Origin of the sequence: Pantoea sp. F_5, assembly GCF_008631595.1 — a bacterium.
In the GTDB taxonomy this organism is placed as follows: Bacteria; Pseudomonadota; Gammaproteobacteria; order Enterobacterales; family Enterobacteriaceae; genus Pantoea; species Pantoea gossypiicola.
In genome coordinates this window covers 1-15,594 of the sequence record NZ_VWUO01000016.1, presented here as the reverse complement: position 1 = coordinate 15,594, position 15,594 = coordinate 1, and the positions used below count along the sequence as shown (strand labels likewise).

Annotated in this window: 15 protein-coding genes; 11 read left to right on the top strand and 4 right to left on the bottom strand. The window is 57.4% G+C overall.

Features of this window, described 5'->3' with window-relative positions; all coding sequences use genetic code 11:
- Positions 1-174: 174 nt before the first annotated feature.
- Both F3I44_RS18365 and F3I44_RS24335 read left to right on the top strand, forming a co-directional pair.
- Positions 175-723, top strand: a complete 549-nt coding sequence (locus F3I44_RS18365; protein ID WP_150015494.1) for a YbhB/YbcL family Raf kinase inhibitor-like protein — start codon at positions 175-177, stop codon at positions 721-723.
- A gap of 9 nt (positions 724-732) precedes the next feature.
- Entirely contained in the window at positions 733-1,014 is a 282-nt protein-coding gene (locus tag F3I44_RS24335; RefSeq protein WP_370452867.1) for a hypothetical protein, read from the top strand.
- A 178-nt stretch (positions 1,015-1,192) separates the two neighbouring features.
- On the opposite strand, the gene proP is transcribed toward F3I44_RS24335, so the two are convergent.
- Entirely contained in the window at positions 1,193-2,659 is a 1,467-nt protein-coding gene (gene proP / locus F3I44_RS18350; RefSeq protein ID WP_150015493.1) for a glycine betaine/L-proline transporter ProP, read from the bottom strand.
- Between the two features lie 477 nt (positions 2,660-3,136).
- On the opposite strand from proP, the gene F3I44_RS18345 reads away from it, so the two are divergent.
- The 6 genes from F3I44_RS18345 (at position 3,137) to F3I44_RS18320 (ending at position 7,767) form a co-directional block, all read left to right on the top strand.
- Complete coding sequence (locus F3I44_RS18345; RefSeq protein WP_150015492.1) at positions 3,137-4,156, top strand: isopenicillin N synthase family oxygenase; 1,020 nt, start codon at positions 3,137-3,139, stop codon at positions 4,154-4,156.
- A 34-nt stretch (positions 4,157-4,190) separates the two neighbouring features.
- The gene (locus F3I44_RS18340) at positions 4,191-4,994 is read left to right on the top strand and encodes a MetQ/NlpA family ABC transporter substrate-binding protein (RefSeq protein ID WP_150015515.1); all 804 of its coding nucleotides are present in this window, start codon (positions 4,191-4,193) and stop codon (positions 4,992-4,994) included.
- Positions 4,987-5,775, top strand: a complete 789-nt coding sequence (locus F3I44_RS18335) for a methionine ABC transporter ATP-binding protein (protein ID WP_150015491.1) — start codon at positions 4,987-4,989, stop codon at positions 5,773-5,775. Before F3I44_RS18340 ends, F3I44_RS18335 begins: the two co-directional genes overlap by 8 nt.
- Positions 5,763-6,431 (top strand): methionine ABC transporter permease, encoded by a 669-nt coding sequence (locus F3I44_RS18330; RefSeq protein ID WP_150015490.1) that lies wholly within the window; start codon positions 5,763-5,765, stop codon positions 6,429-6,431. The genes F3I44_RS18335 and F3I44_RS18330 overlap by 13 nt, the downstream gene beginning before the upstream one ends.
- 135 nt (positions 6,432-6,566) lie before the next feature.
- Positions 6,567-7,157 (top strand): NAD(P)H-dependent oxidoreductase, encoded by a 591-nt coding sequence (locus F3I44_RS18325; protein WP_150015489.1) that lies wholly within the window; start codon positions 6,567-6,569, stop codon positions 7,155-7,157.
- Position 7,158: 1 nt separating this feature from the next.
- Positions 7,159-7,767 carry a TetR/AcrR family transcriptional regulator gene (locus tag F3I44_RS18320; protein WP_150015488.1) on the top strand — a complete coding sequence of 203 codons (609 nt, stop codon included), beginning with the start codon at positions 7,159-7,161 and terminating at the stop codon, positions 7,765-7,767.
- A gap of 85 nt (positions 7,768-7,852) precedes the next feature.
- Here the strand turns inward: F3I44_RS18320 and malG are convergent, their stop codons facing one another.
- Genes malG through malE form a run of 3 tightly spaced genes read right to left on the bottom strand, consistent with a single transcriptional unit; the run spans position 7,853 to position 11,550 of the window.
- Positions 7,853-8,743 carry a maltose ABC transporter permease MalG gene (gene malG, locus F3I44_RS18315; protein ID WP_013196178.1) on the bottom strand — a complete coding sequence of 297 codons (891 nt, stop codon included), beginning with the start codon at positions 8,741-8,743 and terminating at the stop codon, positions 7,853-7,855.
- A gap of 31 nt (positions 8,744-8,774) precedes the next feature.
- Positions 8,775-10,301: a maltose ABC transporter permease MalF gene (gene malF, locus F3I44_RS18310; protein ID WP_150015487.1), complete on the bottom strand. Its 1,527-nt coding sequence runs from the start codon at positions 10,299-10,301 to the stop codon at positions 8,775-8,777.
- Positions 10,302-10,359: 58 nt separating this feature from the next.
- The gene (gene malE, locus F3I44_RS18305; protein ID WP_150015486.1) at positions 10,360-11,550 is read right to left on the bottom strand and encodes a maltose/maltodextrin ABC transporter substrate-binding protein MalE; all 1,191 of its coding nucleotides are present in this window, start codon (positions 11,548-11,550) and stop codon (positions 10,360-10,362) included.
- A gap of 362 nt (positions 11,551-11,912) precedes the next feature.
- On the opposite strand from malE, the gene malK reads away from it, so the two are divergent.
- The 3 genes from malK (at position 11,913) to malM (ending at position 15,401) form a co-directional block, all read left to right on the top strand.
- Positions 11,913-13,022 (top strand): maltose/maltodextrin ABC transporter ATP-binding protein MalK, encoded by a 1,110-nt coding sequence (gene malK / locus F3I44_RS18300; RefSeq protein ID WP_150015485.1) that lies wholly within the window; start codon positions 11,913-11,915, stop codon positions 13,020-13,022.
- Positions 13,023-13,065: 43 nt separating this feature from the next.
- The gene (locus F3I44_RS18295; RefSeq protein ID WP_150015484.1) at positions 13,066-14,367 is read left to right on the top strand and encodes a maltoporin; all 1,302 of its coding nucleotides are present in this window, start codon (positions 13,066-13,068) and stop codon (positions 14,365-14,367) included.
- 98 nt (positions 14,368-14,465) lie between these two features.
- Positions 14,466-15,401, top strand: a complete 936-nt coding sequence (gene malM / locus F3I44_RS18290) for a maltose operon protein MalM (protein WP_150015483.1) — start codon at positions 14,466-14,468, stop codon at positions 15,399-15,401.
- Positions 15,402-15,594: the final 193 nt, after the last annotated feature.

Sequence of the window (15,594 nt, the reverse complement as noted above, 5' to 3'; positions counted from 1 at the left end):
GGTAATGCGTCTCAGGGCAACGCGTCAGCGTCTTCAGCCAGCGCGACAGCGATCATAGATTTGCCGTTCCGCAATGTTTAAACGGGCTGTCAGCCGGGCTAATCGTATTAAAGCCGTTATAGTAAGCAGGCAGTGATGCAATCCATCCGGAACTAACCTGATAAGGAGTGGCTGGTGAAAAAATTACTCTGCGCAACGGTGCTTGCCGTTTTGCCATTAACCACGCTGGCGGCGTCGGTGTTTACGCTGCAATCACAGGATTTCAGCGATAATGCCCTACTGGATAAAAAGTTTGCCGGTGCCAATAAAAGTAATCCTTCCTGCACCGGTGAGAATATCTCTCCCGAACTCAACTGGTCTGCGACTCCGGCGGGCACCCGCAGTCTGGTCCTGCTGATGACCGATCCGGTCGGGGCTAAAGGGCTGGGCGTGACACATATGGTGGCCTATAACATTCCGGCCAGCCGTTCGTCGTTCCGGCAGGGCGCGCTGACAGAGGGCAACGATTATACCGGCGGAAAAAATACACCCGGGACACTGCACTATTACGGGCCTTGTCCACCCAAAGGCAGCGGCCTGCATCACTATAACTTTGTGCTGATCGCCACCGATTTGCCGGTCGGCCAGCTTAAGGCCGGGTTAACCCAGGCAGAGCTGGTGGCACAGCTGAAAGGTCACGCCCTGGGCGCAGCCAGCACGGTCGGCCGCTTCAGCAACGAATAAGCGTTAAGTTTGCAGAGGCAGTGGCCTGTCTCTGCGTACAGCGGGGCAGTTGCCGTTGAAGATCTCTCGGAGGCGCACCGCTATGTGATCGGTATAGGTCTCCAGCGCGAAGTGGCCGCTATCGAGTATCTCCACCACTGCCTGCGGATTATCGCGCTGGCAGGCTGGTTATTGCGCCTGGCGGAACAAAGAAAGGATCGTGTGAGGCAGCAACCGGGACAGGTTGCAGGACAGGCTGCAACGCTGCTGACGCCGGAAGAGTTCAGCAGCGTCCGCGTCTGTAAACATTAAACATTCCGACCGCTCTGTGGTTTTGCGATCGCACTAAAGCACATCGCCGCCGCTGGTGAAGCATGGCGCTGTGTGGCAATCGGGTGAAAGTCGCGCGTTTCAGGGCAGTGAAAGCGGGGGGGTAGAGCGTGCGGGTGCCAGATAAAAAAACACCCTGCCGGGCAGGGTGTCAAAAGCGTTATTTCGCCGCGGCCGTGGCGGGCTTTTGCCGTTTACGCAGCTTGTCGATCAGTCGATGCGCTTCCGCTTTAGTTGCTACCGCAGGTGAGGATCCGGTCAGCGGCTGACGCGCCGTTTCACGTACCGTCAGGATAGTCAGCAGGCCAATCACGCCTGCGCCCATCATGTAGTAAGCGGGCATCATGTTGTTTTTGGTGGTATCCACCAGCCACGCGGTAATCAGCGGTGTTGTACCGCCGAACAGCGATACCGACAAATTAAAGCCGATAGCCAGTGCGCTATAACGAATATCCGTCGTAAACAGCGCTGGCAGCGTCGAAGGCATGGTGCCGCTGAAGCAGGTGTGCAGCACGCCCAGAATCAGCAGGCCGCCAAATACCGCCCACATGTTACCGGAACCAATCAGCATAAAGCTCGGAATGGCGAGCAGGATCAGGCCTACTGCACCAAAGCCAATCACCGGACGACGACCAATGCGATCGGTCCAGCGCCCCCACAGCAGCGTCAGCGGCATCATCACGAACATCGCCACCATCACCAGCAGCAGACCACTCAGCTCTGGGAGTCCCAGCACGCCGGTGAGGTAACTCGGCATATAAGAGGTCAGCATGTAGTTAGAGACGTTGAACAGCAGCACCAGACCGATACATTTCAGCATCGGCGCACGATATTTGCTCAGCATCTGCATCAGCGTCAGGCGCGGTTTGCTCTGTTCCAGCGCTTCCTGCTTTTCCATGTGCTGCTGGAATGCCGGAGTCTCTTCCAGCTTCAGACGGACATAGAGGCCGAACAGACCCAGCGGCGCGGCAATAAAGAACGGCACGCGCCAGCCCCAGGACATCATCGCCTCGTTCGACATCACCGTGGTCATCACCGTCACCAGGCTGGCACCCAGCAGGTAACCGCCAATGGTACCGAACTCCAGGAAGCTGCCCATAAAGCCACGACGTTTGTCGGTGGAGTACTCTGCGATAAAGGTCGCTGCGCCACCATATTCACCGCCGGTCGAGAAGCCCTGAATCAGGCGTGCTACCAGCAGCAGAATCGGGGCCATAATCCCTATCGACGAATAGGCTGGGATCAGCCCGATACAGAATGTCCCGATCGACATCATGATCATCGTCATCGCCAGCACTTTCTGGCGGCCGATGCGGTCACCCAGCGGGCCAAACACCAGACCGCCAATCGGACGCACCAGGAAGGCGGCGGCAAACGTACCAAAGGTAGCGATCAGCTGCACCGCGTTGTTGGCATCCGGGAAAAAGACTTTGCCGATGATGACGGCAAGATAGCTGTATACGCCAAAGTCGAACCATTCCATCGCATTACCGAGCGCCGCTGCGCCAACTGCGCGCTTCAGCATGTCGTTATCAATCACGGTAATGTCGTCAACAGTCAGCTCTTTGGGCTTCCTGTTCCAGAAATGTTTCTTTGGGTGTTCAGACGATGTGTTTCTGGTGTCCATATTCTCCTCAGATACTTCAATGAAGGAGTCTTATAGCTTTCGCAGCCGCAAATAATGTTCAGAAGAAACCGTGGAAATGAAAGCTATAAGAAGCCGAATAATTTTTAAGTGAAGCGGCAGAAACCGCAGCCGGTAAACCTTAGACTACGAATGTAAGGTTTTGCAAGTTTTCAGCCGAAATAACTGGATTTTCTGGCAAAGACAGTACACTGGACTTACTCATGCCTGCTTACGCACATAAACATTTGGTCATATTCCGCCTTTATGACTGTTTTATAAATGGCTTTGTTTCTGTTTTGTTCATATCTCAGTCGCGACAAAACAGCGGAGCAGTAGCGCAGAGTAATCTGCGGGTGGAATAGCGGCGGTGTGGTGGGATATTCCCATCCGCCGCATATCCATAGCAGGATTAGTTGGTAGTTAACGCATAACTGCAATGGCACTGTAATGCTATTCCATGCCAGCAGAGTGTTAATCATGAGCGCGTTAACCCCAGCAGAATTGCCGGTCATTGATTTCGCATTATTGTCAGGTAATCAACAGCAGCAGCGACAGGTTCTTGAAAAATTAAGTCAGGCCGCGCGTGATGTCGGTTTCTTCTACTTAATTAATCACGGTATCGACCGTGAATTACTGGATGAGGTTCAGCGGGTCGCTCGGACGTTTTTTGCGCTACCGCAGGCGGACAAAACGGCGGTCGCGATGGCCAACTCACCGCATTTTCGTGGTTACAACCTGGCGGGCGTGGAAATCACCCGCAGCCAGCCCGACTATCGTGAGCAGTTCGATATTGGTGCAGAGCGCGAAGCGCTGCCCGTCACCGCCGATTCCCCGACCTGGCAACGGATGCAGGGACCGAACCAGTGGCCTGAAGCCTTGCCTGAATTGCAGACGGTGGTGACCCGCTGGCAGCAGCAGATGACTGCCGTGGCGCTGGAATTGCTGCGCGCCTTTGCTGAAGCGCTGAACCTGCCACGTAACGCTTTCGATAACCTGTATGGCGACTATCCCAACGAACACATCAAACTGATCCGCTATCCGGGCCGCACCGAGGGTGAATCACGCCAGGGTGTAGGTGCACATAAGGATTCGGGTTTCCTGACCCTGTTATTACAGGATGATCAGCCGGGCTTGCAGGTTGAAGTGACGCCGGACAACTGGATCGATGCCTCACCTTTGCCGGGCGCGTTTGTGGTCAACATTGGCGAACTGCTGGAGCTGGCGACCAACGGCTATCTGCGCGCGACGGTACACCGCGTGGTGTCGCCGCAGCAGAACAATGAGCGGTTATCCATCGCCTTCTTCCTTGGCGCACAGCTCGACGCCGTCGTGCCAGTCTATCAGCTTCCCCCGCAGCTGGCTGAGCTGGCGCAGGGACCGAGCAGCGATCCGCTTAACCCGCTCCTGCGTGAAGTGGGCTGGAACTACCTCAAAGGCCGGCTGCGTTCGCATCCGGAAGTCGCCCAGCGTTTCTACCCCGAACACAACACCCACTAAAACTACGACTGATAACGATAAGAGATAAATGATGATGATTAAAAAGCGCTTTCTGGTTCTGGCTGGTCTTTCACTGCTGATTGCTCAAAGTTTACAGGCTGCACCGCTGCGTGTGGCGGCCGATCCGCTGCCGCATGCGGAAATCCTGGAGTATGTCAAAACGCTGGATCCGAAACTGGATATCAACATTGTTGAGCTGAGCGGGGGCGTGAATGCCAATGAACTGCTGGCATCCGGGGATGTCGATGCCAACTACTTCCAGCATCTTCCTTATTTAAAAGATCAGGAGAAAGCGCTGGGGAAAACCTTTGCTGTCGTCGCCAGTGTGCACATTGAGCCGCTGGGGATCTACTCGCGTAAGGTGAAATCGCTGGCGGTATTGCCAGAGGGCGCGAGCATTGCCGTGCCGAACAACACCACCAACCTGAGTCGCGCACTGTGGCTGTTGCAGGACAAAGGGGTGATTAAACTTAACGCGCAGGGCGAGGCGGGCTCGACGCTGGTGACGCCGAAAGATATCAGTGAAAACCCGAAGAAAATTAAAATTGTTGAGATCGAATCACCGCAGCTGCCACGTTCACTGGATGACGTTGATGCCGCCATTATCAACGGCAACTATGCACTGGAAGCGGGTCTGAATCCGGCGAAAGATGCGCTGGGGCTGGAATCTGCGGCGCATAACCCTTACGCCAACCTGCTGGTGACCACGCCTGAACTGGAAAAAGACCCGCGAGTGATTCAGCTGGCGAAAGATCTGCGCTCGCCGCAGGTGGCGGAGTTCATCCGTAAAACCTATCAGGGCTCTGTGATTCCGGTCGCGGACCAGCAGCATGATTAAGCTCAGTCATCTCAGCAAACACTATGCTGGCGCATCTGCGCCAGCGTTAGACGATATCTCTCTGACCATTGAAGAGGGCACCATCTTTGGCATCCTGGGCCGGAGTGGGGCGGGCAAGAGTACGCTGCTGCGCTGCCTGAACCGGCTGGAGAATCCCTCCAGCGGCAGGATTGAGATTGATGGTCAGGATCTCGCCGCACTGAGCCTGGCGCAGCTGCGTCAGCAGCGCCAGCAGATGGGGATGATCTTCCAGCACTTCAATCTGCTGCATTCCCGTAACGTGCAGGACAATGTCGATCTGGCGCTGGAGATCGCCGGTGTGCCCCGGGCGGAACGCCGCCAGCGGGTCGCCTCGCTGCTGAAACTGGTGGGGCTGGAGTCCTTCGCGTCGGCCTGGCCGTCGCAGCTCTCGGGTGGACAGAAACAGCGCGTCGGCATCGCCCGCGCGCTGGCCGCACGACCGCGTTATCTGCTGTGCGATGAGGCGACCAGCGCGCTGGACCCCGAAACCACCACCTCGATTCTGGATCTGCTGGCCGATATTCAGCAGCAGCTCAATATCACGGTTGTGTTGATTACCCATGAAATGGCGGTAGTAAAGCGTATCTGTGACGGTGCGGCGTTGCTGGAGAATGGCCAGCTGGTCGAGAGCGGCACGCTGAGCCAGATAATGGGACGCGAAGAGGGACGCCTGCGCAAAATGCTGCTGAAGGAGGGCGAAGCGGACCGGGCGTTTATTGAAAAATATCAGCGAGAGGCATTCACCCGATGCGTAGCATGAGTAGCGATCGGTTTCAGGAACTGCTGTTGAACGCCACAGGCGAAACATTATATATGGTGCTGCTGGCGGCACTCTTTACGGTTGCGATAGGTTTACCGGCAGGCGTGCTGCTGTTTCTGACACGTCCCCAGGGCATCCTGCCAAACCGCGCGATTTCACTGCTGCTCAATGCGCTGGTCAATACCGGGCGCGCGCTGCCGTTTGTGGTGCTGCTGATCGCTCTGATCCCCTTTACCCGCTTGCTGGTCGGCACCACGCTCGGCAGCACCGCCGCGATTGTCCCGATTACGCTGGGTGCCTTTCCCTTCTTTGCCCGCATCGTGGAGAACGCGCTGGATGAGGTCGATCGCGGCCGCATTGAGGCGGTAGTCTCAATGGGTGGCACCCTGTGGCATATCGTCAGCCGCGTATTGCTGCCGGAAGCGCTGCCCGCGCTGGTGGCGGGCATTACCCTGACCATGGTGATGCTGATTGGCTTCTCGGCGATGGCGGGCGTAGTCGGCGGTGGCGGACTGGGCGATCTGGCAATTCGCTACGGCTATCAGCGCTTCGATAATCAGATTATGGCGGCCACCATTGTGGTGTTGCTGGCGCTGGTGATGCTGATTCAGAAACTTGGTGACCGCCTGGTGCGTTCGCTGGCTTATCGACGGTAGGCGTTGGCAGGTCTGGCGACAACGACGTTTTAACCATAAACGCGGTCAGCCAGAAGAACAGACATTGCGCTTGCTAACCTACCAATAGTAACTTACCTTTAGTAGCTTAACGGCTAATCAGGTAAGGTGACAACGATGCATGCACTTATAGTAACTTCCCATCCCAATCAGGATGCGCATTCCCATCGCGTGGCGGACCAGCTGGCGCAGGGCATAATCTCGACAGGGCACCATACGGTTGAAAAGGCTGACCTGGCGACAGAAGGGTTTGATCCGCGCTTCACGCTCGATGATCATCGACGTTTCAACGGGAAGGGGGCGGCGACGCCCGATGTGCTGGCGGAACAGCAGCGACTCGACTGCGCCGATGCGCTGGTGCTGGTCTATCCGATTTACTGGTGGTCATTCCCGGCACAGCTTAAAGGCTGGATCGACCGGGTGTTTATCCAGGGCTGGGCCTTTAGCGAAGAGGATGGCCGGGTGATTAAACGCCTTGGCCATCTGCCTGTTCATCTGGTCGCCATCGGCGCGGCGGACACCCGAACCTTTATGCGGCGCGGCTATTTCGCCAGCATGCGTAATCAGATTGAAAACGGCATCTTTGACTATTGCGGTGCGCCGGTAGTGACCAGTGAGCTGTTACTGATCGGCGATGAAGGTTATCCTGAGTCGCACTATCAGCTGGCGCAGCAACTGGGTCAGCGTGTGTTCGCCCATCAGGAATAGTATGACCGTTGAAAAAACACCCCGTAAGCGTCTGTCACGCGAGGCCCGGCGCAGGCAGTTGTTGGACGTCGCGTGGCAGATAATGCAAACCGAAGGCAGCGAGGCGCTGACCCTGGCGCGAGTCGGCGAAGCGGCGGGCGTCAGTAAGCCGGTGGTGTATGACCATTTCACCACCCGTCATGGGCTGCTGGCGGCGTTGTATGACGATTTTGATCGCCGCCAGAGCGAGCGGATGAATGCGGCGATGGATGCCGCGCCGATGCAATTACCACAAAAAGCGGACGTGCTCGCGGCCTGTTATGTCGATTGTGTGATGACAGAGGGGCGAGAAATCCCCGAACTGCTGTCCGCGCTCAATACCTCACCGGAGCTGGCCGCCGTCAAACGCCACTATCAGCTCGATTTTATTGCCCGCTGTCAGCGCTGGCTTGCGCCTTTTGCTGGCAGAAGGGGTATTGCCGAAGCTGGCATGTGGGGACTGCTGGGCGGCGCGGATGCCATCGCAGGCGCGGTGGCACGCGGCGATATCAGCAAGCCGGAAGGTCAGCATGCGATAGCGGCTATCGTGATGACGCTGGTGACGGGTAGTCTGACTTCAGAAGCGGATTAGCACAAAAAAGGCGGCCCGCTGGCCGCCGAATCATTCAACCACAACAGACGTTGTGTAAGCAGTGGCAACGTACAATGATGATCGTTTAGCCCTTCACCCCGCCCGCGGTTAATCCGCTTACCAGCCAGCGCTGTGCCAGCAGGAACACCAGAGTGATCGGGATCGCGGAGAGCACCGCCGCCGCGGCAAAATCGCCCCACAGGTAGTTCTGCGGATTGAGGTACTGTTGCATCCCCACCGCCAGGGTATAACTGTTGACGTCGCGCAGCAGCAGCGAGGCGACCGGTACTTCAGTCACCGCGGCGATAAACGCCAGAATAAACACCACCGCCAGAATCGGCACCGACAGCGGCAGCAGCACCAGCCGGAAGGCCTGCCACGGCGTCGCACCATCCAGCGCGGCGGCCTCTTCCAGTGACCCATCGATGGTTTCGAAATAGCCCTTAATGGTCCAGACATGCAGCGCAATACCGCCCAGATAGGCGAAGATCACCCCACCGTGGGTATTCAGCCCGATAAAGGGCAGATACTGGCCGAGACGATCAAATAATGCATAGAGCGCCACCAGCGACAGCACCGCCGGGAACATCTGGAAAATCAGCATTCCTTTCAGCAGGCTGGCACGGCCGGTAAAACGCATACGGGCAAACGCATAGGCGCAGGTGGTGGAGAGCGCCACGATGCCCAGTGCGCTGATGGCCGCAATCTTGATCGAATTCCATAACCACAGCAGCACCGGGAAGGGCGGCGGCGTCACACGCCCGTCGGCATGTTCCACGCTAAAGCCCAGCGCCAGCCGCCAGTGCTCCCAGGAGATCTGCTCCGGGATCAGGCTGCCGGTGGCAAAGTTACCGGCGCGCAGTGAAATCGCGATCACCATCAGCAGCGGAAACAGAATCGCGGCAATAAATAACAGCAGCAGCAGATGCGTGGTCAGCAGACGCAGACGCTGCGATTTGGGTTGTACCATAGCCATAACAGCTCCTTAAACCTGGTCCATCAGGCTATTAATCGAATTTCATCCGCGAGGCTTTCAGGTTAATCACCGCCAGCGCACCCACCAGCAGGAAGATCAGCGTGGCAATGGCGGCGGCCAGACCAAAGTCCTGCCCGCCACCACCTTCAAAGGCGATACGCCAGGTGTAGTTCACCAGCAGGTCGGTATAACCGGCTGGCGTGGTGGTGCCGAGGCGATCCGGCCCGCCGTTGGTCAGCAGCTGCACCAGCACAAAGTTATTAAAGTTAAAGGCAAAGCTGGCAATCATCAGCGGCATCAGTGGCTTCAGCAGCAGCGGCAGCGTAATCAGGAAGAAGTTCTGCAGCGGTCCTGCACCGTCCATCGCCGAGGCTTCATAGAGGTCGTCCGGAATCGCCTTCAGCAGCCCCATGCAGAGGATCATCATGTAGGGGTAGCCAAGCCAGGTATTCACAATGATCAGCATGGTACGCGCCAGCGTCGGATCGCTGAACCAGGCGGGTTTCACACCAAACAGCGCGCTGAGCATCACGTTAATCTCACCAAAACTCTGGTTAAACAGCCCCTTGAAAATCAGGATCGAGATAAACGCTGGCACGGCATAGGGCAGGATCAGCATCACCCGGTAAACGGCTTTGCCGCGCAGCGCCTCCCACTGCACCAGACAGGCGAGCACCATGCCGACGGCGACGGTCAGCACCACGGTGATCAGCGAGAAGAGCAGTGTCCAGCCAAAAATCGCCAGGAACGGTTTCTGAATCCCTTCGTCGGTAAAGACCCGCACGAAGTTTTTCCAGCCGGTATTCACGGTAAAGCCGGGACTCAGCGTTTCGTTGCCCCAGTTATTGTCTGCGATGATGGCCTGATAAAAACCGGTCTGCGGGTTGGCGCGGTAATGCGTGCCGCTCTGCTGGTTAATCAGCTCATCATGCGCGCCAACCCGATAAAGCGGCTGGGTACCAGAGAACTGACGCAGCGAACTCATCCGCAGCTGACGGCCATCCGGCAGCTCGGCGCGGATCTGGCTCAGCGCCTGACGATGGGTGGTGATCACTCTGAAGTTGGCGCGTTCGCCTGCAGGGCGTGCCGCGGGGGCCATTTTCAGCGTCTGATCTGCGCCAAAGGCAAATGGCGGGGAGACAAAATTGCCTTTGCCATCGTTCAGCACCAGCTGCCAGCGATCGCCCGCCGGGAAGAGTGAAAAATTCACCGCCTCACCCGACTGGAAGGTGCGGCCCAGCAGCACCTGTTGTGCCCGCTCAAAGGTAAGCTGGTTACTGCTGCTGTAGTTGGTAAAGGCGATAGCGATAGTGCAGGCGAGGGGGAACAGCACAAACAGCGCCATTCCGGCGACGCCAGGATAGACATAGCGCCACGCATAGGCGCGACGGTTGGCAAAAATCCACAGTCCGGTCGCGCTGAGGATCAGCGTCAGCAGCGCAAACAGATATTCGCCCTGCGCGTACATCAGCACCAGCAGATAGCCGACCAGCAGACAGCAGAGCCCGAGGAGAACGCTTTTTAGCAGCAGACTGCGCGTTTTCGGTTTTCCTGACATGATGCGGTTTTCCTTAACGATCACTCAAGCCGGGTTGCCCCGGCTGTAAAGGGAAGAATTACTTCTTCAGACGGGCCTGGGCATCTTTCAGTGCGGCGTCAACGCTCTGACGACCGCCCAGCGCGTTCAGGGTCGCGGTGCGCATCGCGTACCAGAAGGCCGCCATCTGCGGGATGTTCGGCATGATGTCGCCCTGTTTCGCGTTGCTCATGGTGGCGGCGATACGCGGATCTTTCTCCAGCGTCTGTTGGTAAGATTTCAGCGCCACGGCACCCAGCGGCTTGTCTTTGTTGACCGTTTCCAGTCCGGAATCGGTCAGCAAATAGTTCTCCAGGAATTCCTTTGCCAGCTCTTTGTTAGGACTGGCGGCATTGATCCCGGCGCTCAGTACCCCGACAAAGGCTTTAGACGGTTTCCCGTTCAGGGTGGGCAGTTCTGTGACGCCATAGTCGATGCCGCTCTTATCCAGGTTGCCCCACGCCCACGGACCATTGATGGTCATGGCGGTTTCGCCCTTGTTGAAGGCGGCTTCGGCAATGGAGTAATCGGTGTCCGCATTCAGCGTTTTGGCTTTAACCTGATCGACCAGGAATTGCATGCCCGCTTTCGCTCCGGCGTTGTCGACGCCGACATCCTTCACGTCATAGTGTCCGTCGGTCAGCTTAAAGGCATAAGCCCCGCCCGCAGCCAGCAGCGGCCAGGTGAAGTAGGGCTCCTGCAGGTTAAACATGATGGCGCTTTTGCCTTTAGCGCGCAGTTGCTTGTCGAGCGCGGCCATCTCTTCCCAGGTTTTTGGCGGCGTCGGCAGCAGCTTTTTGTTGTAGATCAGTGACAGCGACTCAACTGAAATCGGATAGCCAATCAGCTTGCCGTCGAAGCGCACCGCGTCCCAGGTGAACGGGAAGATCTTGTCGCGGAAGCTGGCATCCGGTGTCACCTCAGCCAGCAGGCCCGACTGCGCGTAGCCGCCAAAACGGTCATGCGCCCAGAAGATAATGTCGGGGCCATCGCCGGTCGCCGCGACCTGCGGATACTTCTCTTCCATTTTGTCAGGATGTTCGACCGTAACTTTGATACCGGTCTCCTGCTCAAACTTCTTACCCACTTCGGCAAGGCCGTTATATCCCTTGTCACCGTTAATCCAGATGACCAGTTTACCTTCCTCGATTTTTGCCATCGCGCCTGCTGAAAAGAGCACGGCAGAGAGGGCAGAAAGGGCCAGAATTCGTGCTCCGGTTTTCATCGTCATAAATCCATCCTGTTAGCGGAAGTGGTGAATGCTCTGTCGGCATCATTGTGCGTATCCACACCGGCATCTCATCCTCCTGCGCTCTACGCCCCTTGCGTAATCGCTGTGATCGCACTGGCAAAAAGCGCCTTAAGCGCGAGCTGAAGCGGCAAAAAATCCTGCAGGTCTGCGTCAGCGATCACAAAAAAGCACGGCAGCGCGCGGCCTGCCGCGTCAGCCCACGTTTCTCCTCCTCCCGCCTCCTCCCCCAGCAGATTGCCCTGCGGTGGAGGATGTTACGCCTTGTTTCCTCTCGCATAGTGAGCCCCGGAACCCGTCTGCCGCCCGGCAGACACGAATGTGCAGCTAAGAGGGAAGGGATCATGGCGAGCGTTGTGCTACGCAATGTCACAAAAGCCTGGGGCGATACGGTGGTGTCGAAAGATATCGATCTCACTATTCGTGAAGGGGAATTTGTTGTTTTCGTCGGCCCGTCGGGCTGTGGCAAATCGACGCTGCTGCGCATGATTGCCGGGCTGGAAACCATCACCAGCGGCGAACTGTTAATCGGCGACCGGCGCATGAATGAGGTGCCGCCTGCCGAACGTGGCATCGGCATGGTGTTTCAGTCTTATGCGCTCTATCCCCATCTGTCGGTGGCGGAGAATATGTCGTTTGGCCTGAAGCTGGCCGGGGTGAAAAAAGCGGAGATCCATCAGCGCGTCAATCAGGTGGCAGAGATTCTGCAACTGGCGCACCTGCTCGATCGCCGTCCCAAAGCCCTCTCTGGCGGACAGCGTCAGCGCGTGGCGATAGGTCGCACGCTGGTGGCGGAGCCGCGCGTCTTTCTGCTGGATGAACCGCTGTCGAACCTCGACGCGGCGCTACGTGTTCAGATGCGCATTGAGATCTCCCGTCTGCATAAGCGCCTGAAGCGCACCATGATTTACGTCACCCACGATCAGATCGAAGCGATGACGCTGGCTGACAAGATTGTGGTGCTGGACGCCGGGCGCATTGCGCAGGTCGGCAGGCCGCTTGAGTTGTATCACTATCCCGCCAACCGCTTTGTCGCCGGATTTATTGGCTCACCCAAAATGAATTTCCTGCCGGTCAAAGTGACCGCCACCGCCATCGATCAGGTGCAGGTGCGGCTGCCGAATCAGCAGCTGGTCTGGCTGCCGGTGGACAGCGCCGGGGTCCAGGTTGGCAGCAATATGTCACTGGGCATTCGCCCCGAACATCTGCTCTCCAGCGATATCGCCGACGTTACCCTGGAAGGGGAAGTGCAGGTGGTGGAACAGCTGGGGCATGAAACACAGATTCACATCGAGATTCCCGCTATCCGTCAGAACCTGGTCTACCGCCAGGAGGACGTCGTGCTGGTAAAAGAGGGCGCCATCCTTGGTATTGGCCTGCCGCCCGAGCGTTGTCACCTGTTCCGTGAGGACGGGAGCGCGTGCCGCAGGCTGTATCAGGAGCCGGGTGTATAGCCCTGCCAAAAACAATAAAAGCAATGACCTCAGGAGATAGAAAATGTTAACTCTGCGCAAACTTCCCATTGCCGTTGCCGTCGCGGTGGGAACCCTCTCCGCCCCGACGATGGCGGTTGATTTTACCGGTTACGCCCGTTCCGGCATTGGCTGGACCGGCAGCGGTGGCGAACAACAATGTTTCCAGGCGACCGGTGCTCAAAGTAAGTACCGTCTGGGTAACGAGTGTGAAACCTACGCCGAACTGAAATTAGGCCAGGAAGTGTGGAAAGAGGGCGACAAAAGCTTCTATTTCGACACCAACGTGGCTTACTCCGTGGCGCAGCAGAATGACTGGGAAGCGACATCACCCGCCTTCCGCGAAGCCAACGTCAAAGGTAAAAACCTGATTGACGCGCTGCCAGGTTCCACCATCTGGGCCGGTAAGCGTTTCTACCAGCGTCACGACGTTCACATGATCGACTTCTACTACTGGGATATCTCCGGTCCGGGCGCGGGTCTTGAAGATGTTGATCTCGGCTTCGGTAAGCTCTCTTTCGCAGCAACCCGTTCGTCTGAAGCGGGCGGCTCTTATACCTTCTCAAGCGATCGTATCCGTGACTTTGCCACCAGTACTGCCAACGACGTGTTTGATGTGCGTCTGGCCGGTCTGGAAACTAACCCGGATGGCGTGCTGGAACTGGGTGTCGATTACGGTCGTGCCAATGCCCGTGACGACTACCGTCTGGAAGATGGCGCGTCGAAAGATGGCTGGATGTTCACGGCTGAACATACCCAGAGCATGCTGAAAGGCTACAACAAGTTTGTGCTGCAATACGCAACCGATGCGCTGACCTCGCAGGGCAAAGGCGTGCCGCAGGGCACCAGTCTGAATAACAACGGTGACATGTACCGTATTCTCGATCACGGCGCGATCTCCCTGGCAGAACGCTGGGACCTGATGTACGTCGCCATGTATCAGAACATCGATCTGGACAACAACCGCGGCACCGAGTGGTACACCGTTGGTGTGCGCCCGATGTACAAATGGACGCCGATCATGAGTACGTTGCTGGAACTGGGCTATGACAACGTGAAATCGCAGCAGGCTGGCGAGCGCAATGGTCAGTACAAAGTGACGCTGGCACAGCAGTGGCAGGCGGGTGACAGCATCTGGTCACGTCCGGCGCTGCGTCTGTTCGCTACCTACGCCAAATGGGATGAGAAGTGGGGCTATAACAAAGACAGCGCCGGCGATCTCACCACCTTCGCCTCGGCTGACTCTACCGGCAACGGCATCCTGACCAACAGTCGCGGTAATAACGACGAAGTCACCTTCGGCGCGCAGATGGAAATCTGGTGGTAAACCTTTTCTGACAGGCGCGGCCTCGCGCCTGAGGGATCTCTTTGGTCGTGGTGTGCCATTGCCTGGTTCACACTGCGACCTGTAATAAGGTACGCATAATGAAAATGAAAAAACTGGCCGCACTCTGCCTGAGTGCGGCGCTGCTGACAGGGCACGCTCTGCCTGCCCTGGCCGATGTTAATCTGGTGCCGCAGGATCTCTCCGCTGCACCCGTCGTCGCACCTGAATCGCTACAACGCCTGAGCTGGCAACCGCTGGCGGCCTCTCAGACCCAGACCACTACACTTTCGAACAGCGGCCAGACGCTGAACGCGCCACACATTGCCGGGCCGGTCGCGGCCTACAGTCTGCCCGCCACGATTGGCGAACTGACGCTGACGCTGAGCAGCCTTGTGCAGAACGGTCAGGTTTTTGCGCCTAACGTGCTGGTGCTGGATGAAAATCTGCGTCCGGCGGCCTGGTTTCCCAGCCGCTACTTTACCTATCAGAAGCCGGGTGTGATGACGGCGGATCGGCTGGAAGGCGTGATGAAACTCACGCCGGCGCTGGGCCAGCAAAAGATTTACCTGCTGGTCTTCACCACTGACAACGACCTGACGCAGACCACCACGCTGCTCGATCCGGCCAAAGCCTACGCCCAGGGCACCGGTCATGCCGTACCGGATATCCCCGATCCTGTTGCCAGCCACAGCCGCGAAGGCACCATAAAGCTGAAGATGCAGACCAGTTCCGGCTCCTCGATTCTGGTCGGGCCGCTGTTTGGCTCATCCGGGCCAGGCCCGGTCACGGTGGGTAACAGTGCACCGGCGGCAACGGCCTACAGCGCAGCGCCTGCTCCTGCCGCCGCGCCCGCGCCAAAAGCCCGTGCTGAACCGATCATGAGCGACACCGAGCATTACTTTAATCAGAAGATCACCCAGGCAGTGAACAGCGGCAACATCGACAAGGCGCTGAAACTGCTGGATGAAGCCGAGCGGCTGGGTTCCACCTCTGCACGGCAAACCTTTATCAGTAGTGTTAAAGGCAAGGGGTGATGCTGCCCCGACGCTATTGATGTTGTCCCATCTGGTGCGCTCTGGCGCACCTTTTTTTGTTGCGGCTGACCCGTCCTGAATAGCGTTGACACATTTACCCGGTGTTTTCAGGAGAATGTGATGAAACAGTATGTTAAACGTACACAACGCGATTACTCTCTGTCTTTTAAACTGGCTGTCGTTGAGCAGGTTG

Coding starts and splice junctions, on each gene's coding strand:
- F3I44_RS18325 (WP_150015489.1), top strand. CDS start 6,567: ATGCATGCACTTATAGTAACTTCCCATCCCAATCAGGATGCGCATTCC.
- malK (WP_150015485.1), top strand. CDS start 11,913: ATGGCGAGCGTTGTGCTACGCAATGTCACAAAAGCCTGGGGCGATACG.
- malG (WP_013196178.1), bottom strand. CDS start 8,743: ATGGCTATGGTACAACCCAAATCGCAGCGTCTGCGTCTGCTGACCACG.
- F3I44_RS18330 (WP_150015490.1), top strand. CDS start 5,763: ATGCGTAGCATGAGTAGCGATCGGTTTCAGGAACTGCTGTTGAACGCC.
- F3I44_RS18335 (WP_150015491.1), top strand. CDS start 4,987: ATGATTAAGCTCAGTCATCTCAGCAAACACTATGCTGGCGCATCTGCG.
- proP (WP_150015493.1), bottom strand. CDS start 2,659: ATGGACACCAGAAACACATCGTCTGAACACCCAAAGAAACATTTCTGG.
- malE (WP_150015486.1), bottom strand. CDS start 11,550: ATGACGATGAAAACCGGAGCACGAATTCTGGCCCTTTCTGCCCTCTCT.
- malF (WP_150015487.1), bottom strand. CDS start 10,301: ATGTCAGGAAAACCGAAAACGCGCAGTCTGCTGCTAAAAAGCGTTCTC.
- F3I44_RS18295 (WP_150015484.1), top strand. CDS start 13,066: ATGTTAACTCTGCGCAAACTTCCCATTGCCGTTGCCGTCGCGGTGGGA.
- F3I44_RS18345 (WP_150015492.1), top strand. CDS start 3,137: ATGAGCGCGTTAACCCCAGCAGAATTGCCGGTCATTGATTTCGCATTA.
- F3I44_RS18320 (WP_150015488.1), top strand. CDS start 7,159: ATGACCGTTGAAAAAACACCCCGTAAGCGTCTGTCACGCGAGGCCCGG.
- F3I44_RS18340 (WP_150015515.1), top strand. CDS start 4,191: ATGATTAAAAAGCGCTTTCTGGTTCTGGCTGGTCTTTCACTGCTGATT.
- malM (WP_150015483.1), top strand. CDS start 14,466: ATGAAAATGAAAAAACTGGCCGCACTCTGCCTGAGTGCGGCGCTGCTG.